This window comes from Verrucomicrobiia bacterium, from assembly GCA_035574275.1.
Lineage (GTDB): Bacteria > Zixibacteria > MSB-5A5 > DSPP01 > DSPP01 > DSPP01.
Genome location: DATLYY010000008.1, coordinates 22,670 through 40,821, shown reverse-complemented (window position 1 = coordinate 40,821; position 18,152 = coordinate 22,670). Strand labels below are relative to the sequence as shown.

General features: G+C 55.0%; 20 protein-coding genes. 13 read left to right on the top strand and 7 right to left on the bottom strand.

Annotated elements, in window-relative coordinates; genetic code table 11:
- The first annotated feature begins 31 nt into the window (after window positions 1-31).
- Window positions 32-514 carry an acyl-CoA thioesterase gene (locus tag VNL73_02040; GenBank protein HXF48191.1) on the top strand — a complete coding sequence of 161 codons (483 nt, stop codon included), beginning with the start codon at window positions 32-34 and terminating at the stop codon, window positions 512-514.
- Window positions 511-1,119 carry an aminoacyl-tRNA hydrolase gene (pth, locus tag VNL73_02035; protein ID HXF48190.1) on the top strand — a complete coding sequence of 203 codons (609 nt, stop codon included), beginning with the start codon at window positions 511-513 and terminating at the stop codon, window positions 1,117-1,119. Before VNL73_02040 ends, pth begins: the two co-directional genes overlap by 4 nt.
- Window positions 1,120-1,153: 34 nt before the next feature.
- Here the strand turns inward: pth and VNL73_02030 are convergent, their stop codons facing one another.
- Both VNL73_02030 and VNL73_02025 read right to left on the bottom strand, forming a co-directional pair.
- Window positions 1,154-3,469 (bottom strand): efflux RND transporter periplasmic adaptor subunit, encoded by a 2,316-nt coding sequence (locus VNL73_02030; protein HXF48189.1) that lies wholly within the window; start codon window positions 3,467-3,469, stop codon window positions 1,154-1,156.
- The gene (locus VNL73_02025; GenBank protein ID HXF48188.1) at window positions 3,441-4,652 is read right to left on the bottom strand and encodes a cation:proton antiporter; all 1,212 of its coding nucleotides are present in this window, start codon (window positions 4,650-4,652) and stop codon (window positions 3,441-3,443) included. The genes VNL73_02030 and VNL73_02025 overlap by 29 nt, the downstream gene beginning before the upstream one ends.
- A 215-nt stretch (window positions 4,653-4,867) precedes the next feature.
- On the opposite strand from VNL73_02025, the gene VNL73_02020 reads away from it, so the two are divergent.
- Window positions 4,868-5,431, top strand: a complete 564-nt coding sequence (locus VNL73_02020) for a nicotinamidase (protein ID HXF48187.1) — start codon at window positions 4,868-4,870, stop codon at window positions 5,429-5,431.
- Window positions 5,432-5,474: 43 nt separating this feature from the next.
- Here the strand turns inward: VNL73_02020 and VNL73_02015 are convergent, their stop codons facing one another.
- Window positions 5,475-6,212, bottom strand: coding sequence for a VCBS repeat-containing protein (locus VNL73_02015; GenBank protein ID HXF48186.1), 738 nt, complete (start codon window positions 6,210-6,212; stop codon window positions 5,475-5,477).
- A gap of 114 nt (window positions 6,213-6,326) precedes the next feature.
- Here VNL73_02015 and VNL73_02010 point away from each other — a divergent pair, with 114 nt between their 5' ends.
- Window positions 6,327-7,673, top strand: coding sequence for a trypsin-like peptidase domain-containing protein (locus VNL73_02010; GenBank protein ID HXF48185.1), 1,347 nt, complete (start codon window positions 6,327-6,329; stop codon window positions 7,671-7,673).
- Window positions 7,674-7,771: 98 nt separating this feature from the next.
- Here the strand turns inward: VNL73_02010 and VNL73_02005 are convergent, their stop codons facing one another.
- The 4 genes from VNL73_02005 to VNL73_01990 form a co-directional block, all read right to left on the bottom strand.
- Window positions 7,772-8,338, bottom strand: coding sequence for a tetratricopeptide repeat protein (locus VNL73_02005; protein ID HXF48184.1), 567 nt, complete (start codon window positions 8,336-8,338; stop codon window positions 7,772-7,774).
- Between the two features lie 189 nt (window positions 8,339-8,527).
- Window positions 8,528-9,076 carry a tetratricopeptide repeat protein gene (locus VNL73_02000; GenBank protein HXF48183.1) on the bottom strand — a complete coding sequence of 183 codons (549 nt, stop codon included), beginning with the start codon at window positions 9,074-9,076 and terminating at the stop codon, window positions 8,528-8,530.
- Window positions 9,077-9,176: 100 nt separating this feature from the next.
- Window positions 9,177-10,319: an aminotransferase class V-fold PLP-dependent enzyme gene (locus tag VNL73_01995; GenBank protein ID HXF48182.1), complete on the bottom strand. Its 1,143-nt coding sequence runs from the start codon at window positions 10,317-10,319 to the stop codon at window positions 9,177-9,179.
- A 29-nt stretch (window positions 10,320-10,348) separates the two neighbouring features.
- A complete protein-coding gene (locus VNL73_01990) occupies window positions 10,349-10,732 on the bottom strand; it encodes a hypothetical protein (protein HXF48181.1) in 384 nt (127 codons plus the stop codon).
- A 133-nt stretch (window positions 10,733-10,865) separates the two neighbouring features.
- Here VNL73_01990 and VNL73_01985 point away from each other — a divergent pair, with 133 nt between their 5' ends.
- Genes VNL73_01985 through VNL73_01945 form a run of 9 tightly spaced genes read left to right on the top strand, consistent with a single transcriptional unit; the run spans window position 10,866 to window position 18,071 of the window.
- The gene (locus VNL73_01985; protein HXF48180.1) at window positions 10,866-11,741 is read left to right on the top strand and encodes a DMT family transporter; all 876 of its coding nucleotides are present in this window, start codon (window positions 10,866-10,868) and stop codon (window positions 11,739-11,741) included.
- Window positions 11,741-12,184, top strand: a complete 444-nt coding sequence (locus tag VNL73_01980) for a PaaI family thioesterase (protein HXF48179.1) — start codon at window positions 11,741-11,743, stop codon at window positions 12,182-12,184. Before VNL73_01985 ends, VNL73_01980 begins: the two co-directional genes overlap by 1 nt.
- 1 nt (window position 12,185) lies before the next feature.
- A complete protein-coding gene (locus VNL73_01975) occupies window positions 12,186-12,473 on the top strand; it encodes a hypothetical protein (protein ID HXF48178.1) in 288 nt (95 codons plus the stop codon).
- Between the two features lie 6 nt (window positions 12,474-12,479).
- Entirely contained in the window at window positions 12,480-12,881 is a 402-nt protein-coding gene (locus VNL73_01970) for a VOC family protein (protein HXF48177.1), read from the top strand.
- Window positions 12,882-12,939: 58 nt separating this feature from the next.
- Complete coding sequence (gene hisC, locus VNL73_01965) at window positions 12,940-14,052, top strand: histidinol-phosphate transaminase (protein ID HXF48176.1); 1,113 nt, start codon at window positions 12,940-12,942, stop codon at window positions 14,050-14,052.
- An 8-nt stretch (window positions 14,053-14,060) separates the two neighbouring features.
- A complete protein-coding gene (gene hppD / locus VNL73_01960; GenBank protein HXF48175.1) occupies window positions 14,061-15,194 on the top strand; it encodes a 4-hydroxyphenylpyruvate dioxygenase in 1,134 nt (377 codons plus the stop codon).
- Complete coding sequence (locus tag VNL73_01955; protein HXF48174.1) at window positions 15,195-16,184, top strand: fumarylacetoacetate hydrolase family protein; 990 nt, start codon at window positions 15,195-15,197, stop codon at window positions 16,182-16,184. It begins immediately after the preceding gene.
- A 40-nt stretch (window positions 16,185-16,224) separates the two neighbouring features.
- Window positions 16,225-17,442 carry a homogentisate 1,2-dioxygenase gene (locus VNL73_01950; protein ID HXF48173.1) on the top strand — a complete coding sequence of 406 codons (1,218 nt, stop codon included), beginning with the start codon at window positions 16,225-16,227 and terminating at the stop codon, window positions 17,440-17,442.
- The gene (locus tag VNL73_01945; GenBank protein HXF48172.1) at window positions 17,439-18,071 is read left to right on the top strand and encodes a flavin reductase family protein; all 633 of its coding nucleotides are present in this window, start codon (window positions 17,439-17,441) and stop codon (window positions 18,069-18,071) included. Before VNL73_01950 ends, VNL73_01945 begins: the two co-directional genes overlap by 4 nt.
- Window positions 18,072-18,152 lie beyond the last annotated feature (81 nt).

Here is an 18,152-nt window from a genome sequence, read left to right as displayed (position 1 = left end):
TGGCAACCGCTTTTTAGGCCAAAGGAGAGCCATGCGCGGAACGAAAAAGGCAGTCGAGACGATTTTAACGGAGCAGGTGATGCTGCCGTACACGAACCACTACGGCACGCTGTACGGGGGAAAGCTCCTGGAGCTGATGGACAAGGCCGCCTTCATCGCCACCTCCCGCTTTGCCGACTCCGACACGGTGACGGCCTCCTCGGAGTCGGTCGATTTTCACCATCCCATCCGCTTCGGGGACATCATCGAGCTTGCCGCCAAGGTGATTTTTACCGGGCGCACCTCGATGGTGGTGCGCATCCACGCCTTTGGGGAGGGGCGGCGGGACCATAAAAAGTTTTTGGCCACCACCGGGTATTTCAACATGGTGGCCGTGGACGAGGAGGGCCGCCCGAGGGAAGTCCCGGAGCTAATCGTCGAAACCAGCGAGGAAAAGCGGGAATGGGAAACCGGCAAGCGGATTAAAGAACTTTCCAAGGAAAGGGCGGCCCGGAAAAGCCGGGGAGGCTCGTGAGCCGGCCGCTTTCCCTAATCGTCGGACTGGGGAATCCCGGCCGGCAGTACGCCAAAACCCGCCATAATCTGGGCTGGCAGGTTTTGGACCGGCTGGCCGGGAAACTCAAAATCGGTTTCAAATCCGGCAAAGGAGACTACTACGTTGCGTTACTTGAAGAGGATGACAGGGAAGTCGTTTTTCTCAAACCGACAACTTTTATGAACGGGAGCGGAATAGCGGTCAAAGAGGCGCTGGCGTTTTTCGGCAAAACCCCGTCCGACCTTCTGGTGATTCTGGACGACATGGCCTTGCCTTTGGGGGAACTGCGGCTGCGCGCCAAGGGTTCTTCCGGCGGCCATAACGGGCTGGAATCGATCATTTACCAACTGCAAAGCGAGGAGTTTGCCCGGTTGCGACTCGGCATTGGCACGCCGGAGGCCAAGGAGGCAGCCGTCGGCCACGTCCTTGGCGAGTTTTCACCGGAGGAGAAGAAAACGGCCGAAGAGATGATGAAAAGGGCCGTTGTTCTTGTGGAGACCTGTTATCAAAAAGGATATCAAGCGGCCCTCAATTATTTTTCCCGACGGGGAGCCACACCCGGGGAAGTTTCAGAGGAAAAATAGGGCCGGATGCGTTCGCCGGGCCGATGAGGCGGTGTTACCACCAGTTCCAGAATTCCACTTTGAAAAAGCGAACCACGGAACGGCCCAAAATCTTGAATAGCGACTTTTTCCCCGCGTGGATTTTCAACTTGCCGCTCATTCCGGCTTTCAGCCGGCCGTCGGAATTGGCCAAAACTCCGGTCACCTTGAAAAAGCTCTGGGAACGCATCTCCTCCGCCTCGTTGCTCACCTGCTGGACGTGGCCGGAATAGCTTTGGTTCGGAAAGCTGTGCAACCGCAATTGGATGGGGGCCTCCGGCTTGACCAAATCCAAATCGGTTTCGGAAACCCTGGTCAAAACCCGCACGGAGTCCAGCCGGATGATGCGCAACAAGGCCTGCGGGGAATTGACCAGCGTGACCCGCCCCGGAAAGGGGGATACCACGGCCTGCTTGGCCAGTTGCTCTTTCAGGTAACGGATGGTACCCTCCAGCTTGGACATTTCGGCCTGGGCCTGCCGTATTTCCTCTGGACGCGCGCCGGAGGCGAGGCCGGCGTAGGCCTGGCGGGCCTCCTTCCAAGCCGCCTCGGCCTTGTTCTTTTCGCTTTCGAACTTTTGAAATTCCTCCTGCGAAATCGCCTTGCGGTCGAAAAGCTGTTGCGAACGGTCAAACTCCCGTTTCTTCTGTTCGTATTCCACCTTCAGCCGCTTCTCCGCCTCCCTCAACCGTTCCAGTTCCTCCGGTTTGGCCCCCTTTCTCAATAAATCCAGTTTGGCACGGGCTTGGTCGTAGGCCGCCTGATTCGATTTCAACTCATTTTCATACTGGTTGGATACGAGGTGGGCCACCGTTTCCTGCGCGGCGACCATATCCCCCACCTTTACCCGGGAACTGATTCTGACCGAGGCGAAATCGGTTCCAAAAAGGGCCGTCAGCTCGGTCGAGCTTTTATCCTCCTGCCCGCCCATCACGATTTTTTCCTCCAGCACCCCCGGCTGGGGGGCGGAGAGGGTATAACTGGCCAACGGCTCGATTTCCGCGTCCCCCGAGACGGTTTGCGGGTAGGGAAAAAAGAAAAAGAAAAGCAAAAAAAGAAGCCCCCCTCCAATTGTGATTCCCAGCTTGGTGCGAGATAGTTTTTTCAAGTTCTCCTTCCCGAAAAAACCGTACATCTTCTGGATGGTGTGCGCCACCGGCACGGCAAAGATAAAGAGGGCGAAAGCCGAAAACAACAGGAAACCGAGCCCCCGCCAGGCACCGGTCAAGACCCGGAAAAGCCAAAGGAAGAAGAAACCCAAAAACAAAAAGGAATAAACCAGCCCCGAAACCCCGTACAAAAGAAAAATCCGCTTCTCCCGGGGCGTATAGGGGGGCAGCGCGGGCCGGGCACCGAAGGCGACCTGTAAAAGCTTCGCTTTGAGGAAACCGAAAGCCTTGGCCCGCAAATTGGGGATGCCGACCCAGTCGGTCAGAATGTAATAGCCGTCCAGTTTGATGAGCGGGTTCAAATTGAACAGGGTCGTAAGCATGGTAAATGCGGAGGCGATGAAGAAAAGATGGCCCAAGGCCGAACCTTCCGGCAGCAAGTGCCAGGCCAGGGTGGCCAGACTCCACAAGAATATTTGGAAAATCACCCCGGCAAACGTCACCAGGATTTTTTTTCTTTTTTCCGCAAACAAATAAGCGTCGGAAACGTCGCAGTAAAAGCAGGGCTGGAAGTACAAAAGCAAAAACCCCATCTGGCGCACCTCCCCGCCGAAATGTTTGAGGGTGATGGCGTGGGCGAATTCGTGGAGCGAGATGGTGGCGAAAATGGTGAACAGCACCACCAAAACCGATTCCGCCCGGAAAAGCTGCCCCAACGTCAGCCCGGAAAATTCCTCCCAGCGCGCGACGGTCACTTTGGCCGCTAGGAAGCAGAGCAAAAGGCCCAGGGCCAGAAAGTACGGGGAGAATACGAATTGAAACTTCTTTTCCAGCTTCGCAACCAGCTCGTCCGGGTCGAAGGCCTTCAACTTGACAAAAAGCATTCGTTCCAAGAAGGTTTTGTCCTGTTTTTCCCATTTTCCACCCCGGGCTGCGAGCTTCTTTTCCGATTTTTCCGATTCCAAAAACAAAAGGTCGTCGAGCTTGTCCACAAACCGCTCCAACTGCTCGAGCGAAAGATTGAAGCCGAACTCTTCTTCAATCTTCGGGACAATCTCCGGCAGGGAGGTCCGGCCGTCCAACAGCTGGACGATGCGGTGCTCGACTTCCCGCATGCGGAAAAAGCTTTGGGTGCGGGGGTCTTTGACGATGTAGTAGGTCTGGCCCCCTTCTTCCTGCCGGCTTTCGACTAAGTCAGTTCGAAGTCGGGGATTCGGGCTCAAGATTCGCTCCGGGTTCCGGCGGGGAGTCGGCGGCCGGTTTGATGTTTTTCAGGAAAACGGGAAAAAGAGGAGGGACAATCAAGGTCGTGACGGTCACCATAAACAGCACCACGCCGTAAAACGATTCCGATATCACTCCGGCGGAAAGCCCCACCAAAGCTACAATGGCGCCGACCTCCCCTCGCGGCACCATCCCCCAGCCCACGGCCACAGAATTGCGGAACCCCAATTTCCATACCGGAAGGGCGCAGCCGACAAACTTGGTTAAAATGGCAATCAGGGTGATTATGCCGGCCACGCCGATGGTGGCGGGGTTGAAAAGTGCCTCCGGCGAAAGCTTGGCCCCCAAAGCGAAAAAGAAAAAGGGGACGAAAAAATCGTATATCGGCTCGAATTTTTCCTTCAGCCGGAACTTGGCATCGTAGTCGGAAAGTACCATTCCGGCCAGAAAAGCCCCCACGATGGCGGCGATTTTTATTTCCGCGGCCAAAACGGAAAGCCCCAGGCAGAAAAGGAGCGCGAAGGCAAAGGCCGGATTTCTGGTTTTGAACCGTTCCACCCGTCGGACCATCGGCCGGGTAATGCGGTGGCCGAAAAAAATTAGAAAAAGCACAAAAACGGCCGCCTCCAGAATCACGATCCCCAACCCCAGCCAGGAAAAACCGCCCAGGGCAAGGCCGGAGACCACCGCCAGAAAAACCATCCCCAGAATGTCATCAAAAACGGCGGCACCCAAGATTACCCGGGCCACCTTGGTGTCCAAGAGCCCCCGCTCGGAGAAAATGCGGGCCGTGATGCCGACGGAAGTCGCCACCAGGGCCACCCCCCCGAAAAGCGCCTCGTATCCGGGGTGGTCGGTGGCGTACAGATAGGAACCCCCCACGCCAAAAGGGAGGGCGACGCCCAGAACGGCGACCATGAGGGAAAGTTTCCCCACTTCCAGAAGCTTTTTGGCCGGCGTCCCCAACCCCACCTCGAATAAAAGAAAGACCACGCCGATTTCCGGCAGAACCTCCAGAACGGTTTCCCCGTGTATGGCTCCCAGCACCGGCACCAAAAGGACGCCGGCCGCCATTTCCCCCACCAACGCCGGCAGGCGCAGCCGCTCGAAAATTTCCCCCGCCAGTTTGGCCGCCCCGAAAGCCAGAAAGATTTCCAGAAGCAGATTGACGTGGGGCTCCATTGCGCCTTATGGTAATAAATTTTCCGTTTGTAAGAAATGGAAAACTTTCCCGTAAAACAGGAAGGCCGCCTTTTGGGCGGCCTTTCACCTTTAACCGGAAAGGGACTGTTTTCAAATCTTCTTCAAATCTCTATTTTAGCTTACGTGAATAAAGGTGGTTTGGTTTCCTTTGTTTTGCTGCTTTGCGTGCGAGCGTAAAGGGTGACAAATACAGTATGAAGATAAACTTGGGCACCGACGCATTGATAATGGTTGACGTACAAAACGACTTCTGCCCGGGCGGAGCGTTGGCCGTCCGGGAAGGGGATATGGTGGTCAAACCGTTAAACCACGCGCAAAAGTTCTTCCGGCACATCTTTGCCACCCGCGACTGGCACCCGGAAGACCACTCTTCCTTCATGGGCCGGGGCGGCCCTTGGCCGCCGCATTGCATTCAGAACACGCATGGCGCCAAATTTCACCCGGATTTGGAGATCTCCCGCACCTGGGTGATAAGCAAGGCGTTTGAACGTGACAAGGACGCTTACTCCGGCTTTCAGGGGACCGATTTGGAAACCCGGCTCAAACGGGAAGGGATAAAGCGGGTTTTTGTCGGCGGGCTGGCCACCGACTACTGCGTCCGGGCCACGGTCTTGGATGCTTTAAACACCGGTTTTGAAGTAATACTTTTAGAAGACGCCATCCGGGGCGTGGACGTCAAGCCGGGAGATAGTGAAAAAGCCGTAAAAGAGCTCAAAGAAAAAGGCGCAGGGCTTACGAAAGTTTTTGACTTGAGTTAAAAGCTGAAATTCTTTTGGAACCGGAAACTATTTTGCCCGCCCTCTAATCTTTGACGGGCGTGGTTGTTTTCTTTGTATCATAGTGCTTGTAGGCCTTTCCATCCCATCGATAAAATTCGGAATAGGTCACGAGCGTATCCACGGCCTGACTCCAAACGTAGCGTTTATGGTTTGCAATAATTTCCTTCATCCCGTCCCCGTTCAGGTCTGTAATCACGATGGAATTTCCCGTAACCCGGCCTATGACTTGAGCGGTTTTTCCATCCCAGCCATATAACTCAAGCGTCGTATCCATGGCATTTCTTTCAGGATGATAGAAAAAAATCTCCTTGTTTCCGTCTTTGTTAATGTCCTGCGGCTCGCCGAGTCGGCCAAATTTCACGCCGATTCCGAAATCGGGGCTCTGCCACAGCAGTTTGTGCTCTTGTTTTTGGTTCTTTTTCAAAACGGCCAGGTAGCCGGATTCGAAACAGCGATAGTGGATGATGGCGTATTCTGCCGAGTCGGGGCCCAAATCCCCCATCCAAAAGCTCCCTGCGCGCAGTGCGTTGCCCCTCCAAACAGCCGTATCCCTTAACTCTTTAGGGCTGAAGCGGGCCAGATAGATTCTGAACTTTCTTTCCGCCTCCTTGCAGGAATCCAGAATGCTTTGGGGGGCAATTTTTACCAACTCGTCATCGGGGGCGGGGCTTTGGGACTGGCAGGCGCCAAAGGGAGCCGCAAGTCCCCATCCCACGAGGGTGGAAAGAACCAGCGCAATCAACGGTTTGAGCGTTTTCACGGCCGGTAATAAGATAACAATTCCCTTCCCTTTTAAGTTTTTTTTTGCATATAATATACCGATAGAAGGTAATGACAGGGTTGTTGGTTTTTGCAAAAGTCGAAAGGAAAAAAGATGAAAAAGTTTAGCCAAGTTGTCATGCTCATGCTGGTTCTTGCCTATTTCCCCGCCGCCGGTTGGGGACAGAAAAAGGACGTCCTCAAAACCTTCGAAGAACTGCAGCAGGTCATTATCTCGGTCTCCAATTCGGTCAAAAACTCGGTGGTGCATATCGAGGTTGTCCAAAAGGTGGACGACCGGAAGTTCAAGGTGATGGGCTCCGGCGTGGTGACCCACGAGGACGGCTACATTTTGACCAACGAACACGTGGTGGACAACGCCCAGCAGATTATGGTCACCCTCCCCTCCAAGCGGGAATATCCGGCGGACTTAATCGGCGTGGACAAGCAGACCGACTTGGCGGTCATCAAGGTGAACACCCCGGAGAAACTCACCCTCTCCAAGCTGGGCAACTCGGATTTGACCAAGGTGGGGGAGTGGGTGATTGCCGTGGGGAACCCCTACGGCTTTGACCGCACGGTCTCCTTCGGCATCGTGTCCGGCAAGGGGCGGGTGATGCCCACCTTCGGGCGGGAAGTGCCGTTCGTGAACGATTTTCTGCAGACCGACGCCGCCATTGACCCCGGCAGCTCGGGGGGGCCTTTGGTTAACCTCAAAGGGGAAGTCATCGGCATCAACTCGATGGGTTTGGGGCGGGGACAGGGGTTCACCATTCCGATTAACATGGCCAAGGAGGTGGAGAAAAAGGTAATCGCCTCCGGCACCATTGAACGGGGTTGGATCGGCGTGGTCATTCAGCCCTTCAACCGGGAGTTTGCCCGTTACTTTGGGGAGCCGGAGCTTTCCGGCGTTTTGATTGCCGACGTTTTGGAAGGTTCTCCCGCCGAGAAGGCCGGGTTAAAGGCCGGAGACATCGTCACGGCGGTCGGCAAAAAGGAAGTGACGGCCGAAAAAGAGGACGACTTAAACGCCTTCAGCTTGAGCATTTCCGAGACGCCGGTGGGAGAACCGATTGAACTGAAAATCCGCCGCGGCAAGGAGGAAAAGAAACTGGTTTTGAACGTCGGTTCCCAGCCCAAGGTCAAGCCGGAGGAATTTGAAACCGGGCTCGGTTTTACGGTCAAAGAGATTACCGAGGGGCTCTACCGCCAGTACGCCCTGCCGGACAAGCTGGGGGTTCTGGTCAGCTTCGTCGAGGTGGGGGGGGCGGCCTTTCAGGGGAAACTTTCCGAAGGGGATGTGATCGTCAAAGTCGAAGAGACCGACGTGACCGATTTGCCCTCGTTCAAAACGGCCATTGACAAGCACGCCAAAAAGTCGCAACTGCTTTTGCGCGTGGTGCGCGGCAAGGACAAGGTTTTTGTCCTCATTCCCGGCGCCAAACAGAAGGCCGAAAAATAATTTGGGAAATTTCAAGAGGGGCGTATTTGCGATTCATCTCTTACAAATACCTACAAAAAAAGCGCCCGCAGGGGCGCTTTTTTTGTAGGGCGGGCATTTCAGTCATTTTTGCCCTTGTAATTGTAATGCTTTCCCTTACCGCGGGTTTTGCCGTCGTCATCCTGATATTTTTTACCGGCCAACCGGGATTTTCCTTTAACCGCCGGTTCAAAGTCGGGCACGGCAACCAGGGCCAAATCGTAATGCTCGTGCGCTTTGGCCAGATGCCCGCGCCGCTCGTGCACCAGCCCGATGGAAAACTCCACCTTGGCCACCCAAACCCGTTCGCCGGGACGCAAATCCCGAACCCGGTGGTAATGCGACAGGCAGCGGTCCCAATCCCGCAATTCCCGGTAGCATTCCCCCAGATAGAAATGTGCTTCCCAGTTGGAGGGGTCTTTGGCCAGCGCCAGCTCGAATTGCTGAATGGCCTTGCGGTAATGCCCCCGATTATAAAAACGGATGCCGTTGCGGGTGTGCACGCGGGAGGCGTTTTCCAGCCCCGGCGTTCTGGCTTCCGACGGCGGAGGGGGCGTGGTCCGTTCGTGCACAATGACCGTCCGCGAGGCGGTGCAACCGGTCAAAAAGAGACCCAGCAAAAGTCCCCATCCCAAAAGCTTGCGCATATGCCCTCCTTTATTTTTTGGTTTCAGGGTTCAAAGGAACTCCCAAGTCTGACTCCCGGTCACCCGGAACGCCATATCCTATTTTCGGCTGTTTTTCCCTTTTCCTAAGCCCGATTTGACCCAAGAGGGAAACAACGGGCAATAAAAAAAGCGCCCGTGCGGGCGCTTTTTTATTCGGAAAAATCCGGCCTAATTGTCGTCTTCCTTTTTTCCCCGGTCCCGGCGGCGGTCATCATCGTCTTCGCCATCCTCCCAATCCCGGTATTTTTTCGATTCCAGCCGCCGTTTGGCCTCCCGCGCCTCCCGGTGGTTCGGAACGGCGACCAAGGCCAGTTCGTAATGGGAGCGGGCCTCCCGGTACTTTCTTTGTTTTTCGTACACCCAGCCGATTTTGTATTCCACCCGCGCGACCCAGGCCGGCTCGGAACGCAGTTCCAGGACGATGCGGTAATGTTTCAAACAGGGGTCGTACTCCCGCAGTTCACGATAGCACTCTGCCAAATAATAGTGAGCCTCCCAGTTGGAACGGTCTTTGGCAATCGCCAGTTCGAACTGGACAATCGCCTTGCGGTAGTGAGCGCGTTCGTAAAAACGAATCCCGTTGCGGGTGTGCACGCGGGAGGCGCGAATTTGCCCGGGCGGCTCGCTTTCCGCCACGACCACCGTGCGGTAGCCGCCGCAGCCGCCCAACGCTGCGAGGGCGGCAAAAATTAGTACCAACCAAAGCATCCTGCGCATAGGTCCTCCTTTTCTTTGGCTTTCGTTTGGTTTACGGGAAGAATCGTAGATGCTTGTAACTTTGATACCTCCAGCCATATAGACCCGTTCCCGGCCAAGTTCATTTTTTTCGGACTTTCCGGCCGGCAAAACGTTTCAGCTCGGCAATTAAGCGCTCGATGTCACGAGGTGTGTTGTAAAAGTTGGCCGAGACCCGCACGCCTCCTTCCCGCAAGCTGACGATGATTTTTTTGATTCTCAAATAGCGCACCAGCTCCTCGACTTTCGGGTGGGTGAAGGAAAGAATCGAGGAGCGGTGGGGCTCTTCCAGCGAGCCGCGCAAATGATAGGGAGAGTCGGACAGATAATCAATCAACAAATCGAGCAGGGTTTTGTTGTAACGCTCGATTTTGGCAATGCCGACTTTGTGCAGAAGCGCCAGCGACCAGTAAAAGTGGCGGATGGCCTGATGCGGATAGGAGCCGATCTCGAAGCGGCGGGCGGAATCGAACGGCTTTAAATCTTTCTTCCACAAATCCGACCAGTCCAGTTTCCAGTCCACCCCCATCCAGCTGAAATAGGTGGGCCGAAGCTTTTCCAAAAGGGTTTTTGAGCAATAAAAAAAGCCGGTTCCCCCGGCGGAAAGGAGCCATTTCTGCCCGCTGGCGGCCAAAAAGTCCACGCCAGTTTGGTGCACGTCCAGCAATTGATTGCCGACTCCCTGAATGCCGTCCACCACCAAGAGCGTCCCATTATGACGGCAAACTTCGGAAAAGGCGGCCAAGTCATGTTTGTATCCGTTGAAAAACTGCACGTAGGAGGTCAAAAACACCTTGGTCTGCGGCGTTAGACCCACCGCCAGCTCTTCCGGCGTCAGGTAGCCCTTCTCGGTTTTTAAATAGCGGGTGGTTACCCCCTTCTGCTCCAGCAACTTCAGGGCATACACGCCGGCCGGGAATTCCAGTTCGGAAACCACCGCCTCGTCTCCCGGTTTTAAGTCCAGCCCGGAGATGCAGACGTTCAACCCGTGGGAGGTACTGGGGCAAAAACCGATTTCCTCCGGGTCGGCGCCAATCAGCCGGGCGCACATTTTACGGATTTCCTCCAGCATCCGGAACGTTTCCTCGTCGAAACGGGTATCCCCCGCCAGCCAACGCTTATCAAACTCCGCCAGTTTCTTTTTGACAAATAGGGACAGCGGCCCGACGGAGGCGGTGTTTAAGTAGATATTCGTAAGCGGGAAATGCCGCCTATAGGCGGCCATCGACTTCGTTCGCCTGGAAAGAGGGGCGCTCATACCCCATACGCTTTCTGTATCCCCCACAAGGATACGCTCATGGCCGCGAAAATCCAAAGAAGCGTGAAGAATAGATATCCCCAGTCGAAATTGTACCGGCCGCCCAAAAGAACGGCCAGCGGCAAAAACCCCAGAAGAAAAATCACGGCCGTGGCGGCCAGCGCGGTCACCAAAGAGGAGGAGAACAGCTCCGGCCGGAATTGAAAGTAGATCCCGGCGGGAATCAAATCGCAAAACAAAAGACACCATAGAAAGCGGAAAAGCCCCTCCCCCAAAAAGAGGCCGCCGGGGGCGTTTTTCAGCTTACTGCCAAAGGGAAATTTTTTCTCCAGCCAGATCGAAAGGAGGGCGATTCCCAAAAGCGGGGGGATGGGCAGCACCAGCGAGCGCGAAAAAAGAAGGAAGTTTTCCAGTTTAGCTTCTCCCGTTCACTTTTGCCGTCACAACCGGCAAGTATAGGCACGAATTGCCGCTTGTCAAAACTTCCCCGCTCGGATAGATTGCCCATTCCTTATGGCGAGGCCGCCTCTCCCCGTTGTAATCGCTCTTTCGGCCCAGTTGCTTCTGGCCTCCGGCACCTTTTTGGTGGCCAAATTTGCCCTGTTGGAATTACCGGTCATTGATCTGGCGACCGCCCGCTTTGTTCTTTCCGCCCTCTTTCTTCTGGTTTTGACCCTTCTATCCGGAAACATGCGCCGGATTGAAAGGGAGGATTACAAGGGGTTTTTCCTTCTGGGGCTGCTCGGAATTCCCATCAACCAGGGGCTTTTTCTCTGGGGGCTTTCCTACACCAGCCCCACCCATGCCGCCCTTTTGTACTCCACGTTACCCGTTTCGGTTTTCCTGATTGCGCATTTTTACCTGAAGGAGGAGTTTCGCTGGCAAAAGGTCTTCGGCATTGCCCTGGCCTTTTTAGGCGTTCTCTACATCATGCTGGAAAAGGGGCTGAAATTTGAGACCCGATACCTCTTTGGCGATTTTCTAATACTGCTTGCCGTTTTTGCCTGGGCCGCCTATACCGTGATGGGGAAGCCGTATCTGTCCAAATACGGCCCCCCCTTTCTGACGTTTGCCGCCGTGGCCATCGGCACCCTTCTTTCCCTCCCGTTTGGCATCGTGCCGGCTCTGCAATACGATTGGGGTTCGGTTTCCACCAAAGCTCTGCTCTCGCTCGGTTACATCGCCTTTTTGACCTCTGGAATCGCCTATATTCTCTGGTACTATGCCCTCTCGAAAATGGAGGCCTCTCGGGTGGCGGTGGTGAACAACTTTCAGCCGGTGGTGACGGCTCTTTTCTCGTTTGCTTTTTACGGCGAGCGTTTTTCGTTGGGATTCGTGCTTGCCGGCATCGTGGTTTTAATCGGCGTTTTGCTGGTGGAGGTGGCGTGATGAAAAAACTTTCCGTAAAGACGGCGCGGGCGCTGAAAAGAAGATTCTCCGCCGTTCCCTTTATATCCAACCTTAAAATGAAGTTGGGAACGGTCGGCGCCGGTGCGGCCCGCGTCTCGATTGACTTTGAACGCCGACTGGGACAGGTGCACGGCTTTATGCACGGCGGGGTTTTGGCTTCCCTTGCCGACACGGCCGCCACCTACGCCGCCAACACGCTGCTTTACCCCGAGCGGGATGCCATCACGGTCGAGCTGAAAATCAACTATATCGCCCCGCTCATCACGAAGAAGGCATACGCGGAGGCGGTTATTTTGCATTCCGGCGGCAAGACCTCGATTGCCGAAGTGAAGGTCTTTGACTCCAACAAGAAACTCTGCGCGGTGGCTTTGATTACCAATCTGATTTTGCCGCGGGGAGAGATTAAAAAAGAAAGGAGGTAGTATGGCTGGTGGGGCGCATGTGGCGATTCACGCGGCGGCCGCGGCCGCCCTAGCCCAAGCCACAAAGGCGATGGGGGGAATCGTCAAAGTGGAACCGGAGGTTTTTATGCAGCTTTTGGGAAAGGCGGATTCCCCCTGGGTGGTCGGCGCCAAGGGGAGCTTTTTCGGTCCTAAGTTCAAGTATTTGGCCAGTCTTAAGGGGTTTTTCTTCTATACCGAGTCGTCTTCGGCATTGGCCTTGGGAAACGCCGAGCTGATTTGGGCCGAAAAAATCTGGATTCCCGGGTAGGGTCGAATGCCCGAACTTTCCCGCATTCTTGAAACGGTGCTCTATGCCGTCGATATGGACGCTGCAGAGAAATTTTACTCGGATGTGCTGGCACTTCCACTTTTGACCAAGGAGCCGGGTCGAAGCTTGGCCTATACGGTCGGAGTCGATATGCTTTTGATTTTCTACGCGCCGGAATCGCTCAAGAAAACCAACCTGCCGCCGCACGGGACGAACGGCCCGGGGCATATCGCTTTTGAAATTGATAAAAATGAGTACGAGGTCTGGAAAAATTATTTGGCGGAAAAGAAGGTTATAATTGAAAAAGAGGTCACCTGGAAAAGCTCCGCCCGCTCACTTTATTTCCGTGACCCTTCCGGCAACGTTTTGGAAATCGCCACGCCCGGGGTCTGGAAAGCGGTCAAGTAGCGTCCAGCTTGCCAAACAGGCCGTTTTGGGTATCTTTTTGGCTGGGAGAAATGCGAAAATGAGCTTGGTGCCGTCCTATATCGAAAGCTTGCGCCCGTACGTTGCAGGCAAATCGATAGAGGAAATCAAGCGGACCTACGGGCTTTCGCGCGTCATCAAGCTGGCCTCCAACGAAAACCCGTTGGGGCCTTCTCCCAAGGCGTTGGATGAGGTCAAAAAGTCGCTTTCCGGTTCGCATCTGTATCCGGACGGCGGTTTGTGTCTGCGGACGGTCTTGGCGGAGCGGTTCGGTTTGAAGCTGGAAAACGTCATCGCCGGGGCCGGTTCGGAGGGGATCATGTCCAACATCATCCGCACCTTTTTGGCCGACCGGGATGAAGTTTTGACCGCCGAGCACACTTTTCTCGGTTTTATGGTTTTGGCCCGCTCGCGGGGAGTCAAGGTTAACACAGTTCCTTTGACCGGTGATTGGCGGTTCGATTTAGCGGCCATGGCGGAAAGAATAAACGAAAACACCAAGATTCTATATTTGGCCAACCCGAACAACCCCACCGGCACCATTTTCACCCGTACTGAATTCGAGGCCTTCTTGAAGAAAGTTTCGGAGCGGCTTTTGGTCATTTTGGACGAGGCGTACTTTGAGTTTGCCGGGGAAAATCGGAACTATCCCGACTCGATGGCCTATCGCCACGACAATGTGATAACTTTGCGCACCTTTTCCAAAGCATACGGGCTGGCCGGTTTCCGCATCGGCTACGGGTTTGCCCACGGGGAATTGATAAGAAACCTGCTCAAAGTCAAGCTGCCCTTCGAGCCCTCTCATGCGGCCCAGGCAGCCGGTTTGGGGGCCTTGGAGGATTCCGAATTTCTCGAAAAGACCTTGGAAAACAACCGCAAAGGGCGGAAGTTTTTGTTTGGATCGCTATCCGAGCTCGGTTTCCAGGTGATTCCGTCCGATGCAAATTTTGTTTTGGTCTTGCTACCCGGCGCGGAGATGGCACAAAATCTATTCCAAACCTTGCTCACGAAGGGGATCATCGTCCGGCCGCAGGAGGCCTCCGATCTGCCGCAGGGAATCCGTATTTCGGTCGGGACGGAAGAGGAGAATCAAGTTTTGATTGAAGCGTTGGAAAAAATTCTGAAAGCCCAGCCGGCTTTGGTCGGCAGTTAGGAGGTCGAATGGCCAAAGGGCAGGAAAGCACCGAGAAAATCCAGACCGCACAGGATTTTTTGCCCATCAACGGGATTGATCACCTCGAATTCTACGTCGGCAACGCCAAACAATCCCAGTTTTTTTTCCGCAACGTGCTCGGTTTTTCACTCGTTGCCTACGCCGGCCTGGAAACCGGCGTGCGGGACCGGGCCTCCTATGTTCTGGAGCAAGGGAAAATCCGTTTCGTTTTAACCACGCCCCTGCAGCCGGAACACCCCATTTCCGAGCATATCAAACTGCATGGGGACGGCGTCAAAGACATCGCTCTGTGGGTGGATGACGCCGAGCGGGCGTTTGCCGAGACAACCAAGCGGGGGGCGCGGGCGGCTTATGAACCGGTTGTCTTGAAAGACGAATTCGGCGAGGTGAAAAAATCGGCCATTTTCACCTACGGCGAGACTTTTCACAGTTTTGTGGAACGGAAAAACTATAAGGGGGCGTTCTTGCCCGGCTACAAACCGGTTCCCCAACCGGATAAACTGGCTCATCCGGTTGGGCTGAAGATTGTTGACCACGTGGTGGGGAATGTTGGCTGGAACGAGATGAACAAATTCGTCGATTTCTATGAGCGGATCATGGGATTCCGGCTCTTCAAGCATTTCGACGACAAGGATATCTCCACGGAATATTCGGCCTTGATGTCCAAGGTGGTGACCAACGGCAACGGGAGAATCAAATTTCCCATCAACGAGCCGGCGGAGGGGAAGAGAAAATCCCAAATCGAGGAATATCTGGACTACTACAAGACCCCTGGCGTGCAGCATATCGCCATGGCCACGGACAACATCATCGACACCGTGACCAAGCTGACCGCGCAGGGGCTCGATTTTCTTTATGTTCCCACCAGCTACTACGAAGATTTGCAAAAGCGGGTGGGAAGAATCGACGAGCCGGTGGACCAATTGGCAAAGTTGGGAATTCTGGTTGACCGGGACGACGAAGGATATTTGCTGCAGATTTTCACCAAGCCAGTGGAGGACCGTCCCACCCTCTTTTTTGAAGTGATACAGCGCAAGGGTTCCAAAAGTTTCGGCAAAGGGAACTTCAAGGCGCTTTTTGAGTCAATCGAGCGGGAGCAGGCCCGCCGCGGAAATTTATAAATGCGGCTGGTTACCTTTGAGGTAGCCACCCCGGTCGGCCGCAAACGCCGCTTGGGCGCCCAGACGGATAAGGGGATCGTCGACTTGAACTTCGCCTGCGCCTATCAGCTTAAAAAAGCGGGACAGGCCCAGCCGTATCGCTTGGCCGATGCGTTTGTGCCGGCCGATATGCTTTCCTTTCTGCGAGGGGAGAAAAATTCGATGCTTAGAGCCCAGGAGGCCCTTGCCGCCTTGAAAGCAGATTTGGAGTCGGGAAAAATCTCCGTTGGCGAAGAAGGGGAACGGTTGTTTTATCGTCCGGAGGAAGTGAAATCGAAAGCCCCGTTGCCCAACCCGACTTCCCTGCGGGATTTTTATACCTTCGAGCAACACGTCAAAAAAGCGTTTGAACTGCGCGGCGAGCCGGTGCCGCCGGAGTGGTACGAAATGCCCGTCTATTACAAAGGGAGCCACCAGTCCATTATCGGGCCGGAGGAGGAGGTCACCTGGCCCAGCTTCACAGAAAAATTCGACTACGAGCTGGAGCTGGCCTGCGTCATCGGCAAGAAGGGGAAAAACATTCCGGAGGAGCGGGCGGCTGACTTCATCGCCGGTTTTACGGTGATGAACGATTTTTCGGCCCGGGATGTTCAAAAAAAAGAAATGAAAATCCGGCTCGGCCCGGCCAAGGGGAAGGATTTTGCCACCGCCTTGGGGCCCGCTCTGGTTACGCCGGATGAAGTCGGCAATCCGCACCGGCTAAAAATGACTGCCCGGATTAACGGCGAGGTTTGGTCGGAAGGAAATTCCGGAAAGATGCATTATTCATTTTCACAGATGATCGCCTTCGCTTCCAAGGAGGAAACGCTTTATCCCGGCGACGTTTTGGGCTCCGGCGCGGTCGGCAGCGGCTGTGGGTTAGAACTGGACCGCTGGGTCAAACCGGGGGACGTTATCGAGCTGGAAATCGAAAAAATTGGTATATTGCGGAATCGAGTGGTAAAAAAATAAAGAGGTTGCAAACTTCAGGCGGTATCGAAAGGAGCAAGTCATGAATTACCCATTGAAAAAAGGAAAAGCCGCCCAGCAGGCCCACGTGGGGCTGCCGGAAGGGACGTTTGAAGAAGAGCACGGCCGCAAGGGGTTTTACGGCAAGTCGGCCCATCTCTATCACACCCATCCGCCGACCGCTTGGATTCGTTTTGAAGGAAAACTGCGTCCCCACTGTTTGGATTTGAACAAGCTGGAGCCGGCCGACCAGAAAAGCGCCAAAGGGGAGCCAGTCGCCTTTATGGGGAACAACGACATTATCCTCTACGTTTCCCGCCGCACAGAGCCGATGCCGTTTTACCGGCGCAACGCGGACGGGGATGAGCTCTGGTTCGTGCATCGCGGCAAGGGGCGCTTGGAGTCCGATTTCGGACCTTTGGATTTTGAGCCGGGAGATTACCTCATCGTCCCCCGTTCGGTCACCCACCGCATCGTTCCCCAAACGAAGGATAATTTCTTTTTGGTAATGGAGTCGAAAACTGAATTTGAAGAGCCGGAAAAGGGGCTTTTGGGACAGCATGCCCTCTACGACCCGGCCGTCGTTACCACCCCCGAACCGCAGCCGATTAACGAGGAGCGGGAATGGGAAGTGCGCGTCAAGGCGGACGGGGAGTACTCCTCCCTTTTCTATCCCTTCAACCCGCTGGACGTGGTGGGTTGGAAGGGGGATTTGACCGTATGGAAAATCAATATGCGGGACATCCGGCCGATTATGAGCCACCGAGCGCATCTGCCCCCCTCGGCCCACACCACCTTCGTCACCCAAGGGGCGGTGGTCTGCTCCTTTCTGCCCCGCCCCTTAGAGCAGGATCCGGAAGCGGTGAAGGTGCCGTTTTTCCACCGGAATACTGACTACGACGAGGTGATTTTCTACCACGAGGGGAATTTCTTTTCCCGGCACAACATTTACGCCGGGATGCTGACCTTGCACCCGCGCGGCATCCACCACGGTCCCCATCCGCAGGCCCGCTTGGCGCAGGCGACCAAAACAGAAACGGATGAATATGCCGTGATGTTAGACGGCTTGAACCCCTTGCATCTGACCCCCGCGGGTGAAGCGGTGGACTGGAAGGAATACTGGAAGTCCTGGCTGGAGGATGTGAAAAAGCCGGCTCCCCACCGTCCGGCCGAAGCGGTCAAAGCGGCCGCCACGGCGATGGCCAAGACGGGAAAAACCCCGGGGAACAGCAAAAAGCCGGTGGGAGCCAAAAAGGGGTGATTATAGACCCCAAGGCCAACGACCCAAAAAACATCTATAAGTTGATGATTGGGTCGATTGTTCCCCGGCCCATCGCCTTTGTCTCCACCCAAAACTCGGAGGGGGCCACGAACTTGGCCCCCTTTTCCTTTTTCAACGGCGTTTCCGGCAATCCCCCCGCGGTGTTGTTTTGCCCGCTCGTCCGCGCCTCGGACAGCAAGACCAAAGACACCCTGCGGAACATCACCGCCACCCGTGAATTCGTGGTGAACGTTGTCACCGAAGCGATCGCTGAAAAGATGAATTTGACTTCGGCTGAATTTCCGCCGGAGATAAGCGAGTTTGCCGAGTCGGGCCTGACCCCCGTTCCCTCGCAAAAAGTAAAACCGCCCCGGGTCAAAGAATCCCCCATCAATATGGAATGCAAACTGCTCCAAATGGTCACGGTGGGAACCGGACCTTTGGGCGGCACGGTGGTTATCGGCGAAGTGGTTTTGTTTCACGTAGCCGATGAACTGTTCGACAATTTCCGCATCGACTTGAAAAAGCTGGCCCCCATCGGCCGCCTGGCCGGTTCTTCCTACTGCCGGGTAACGGACATCTTTGACCTCGTCCGTCCCAAAACGGGGGAAATAAAACCGAACGGTTAGGCATCCCGAAAACCCGGAGTTTTCCGGCTGGTTGACATTTAGTTGGGAACGAATTTAATTCCCGCAGTATAAATGAATGTT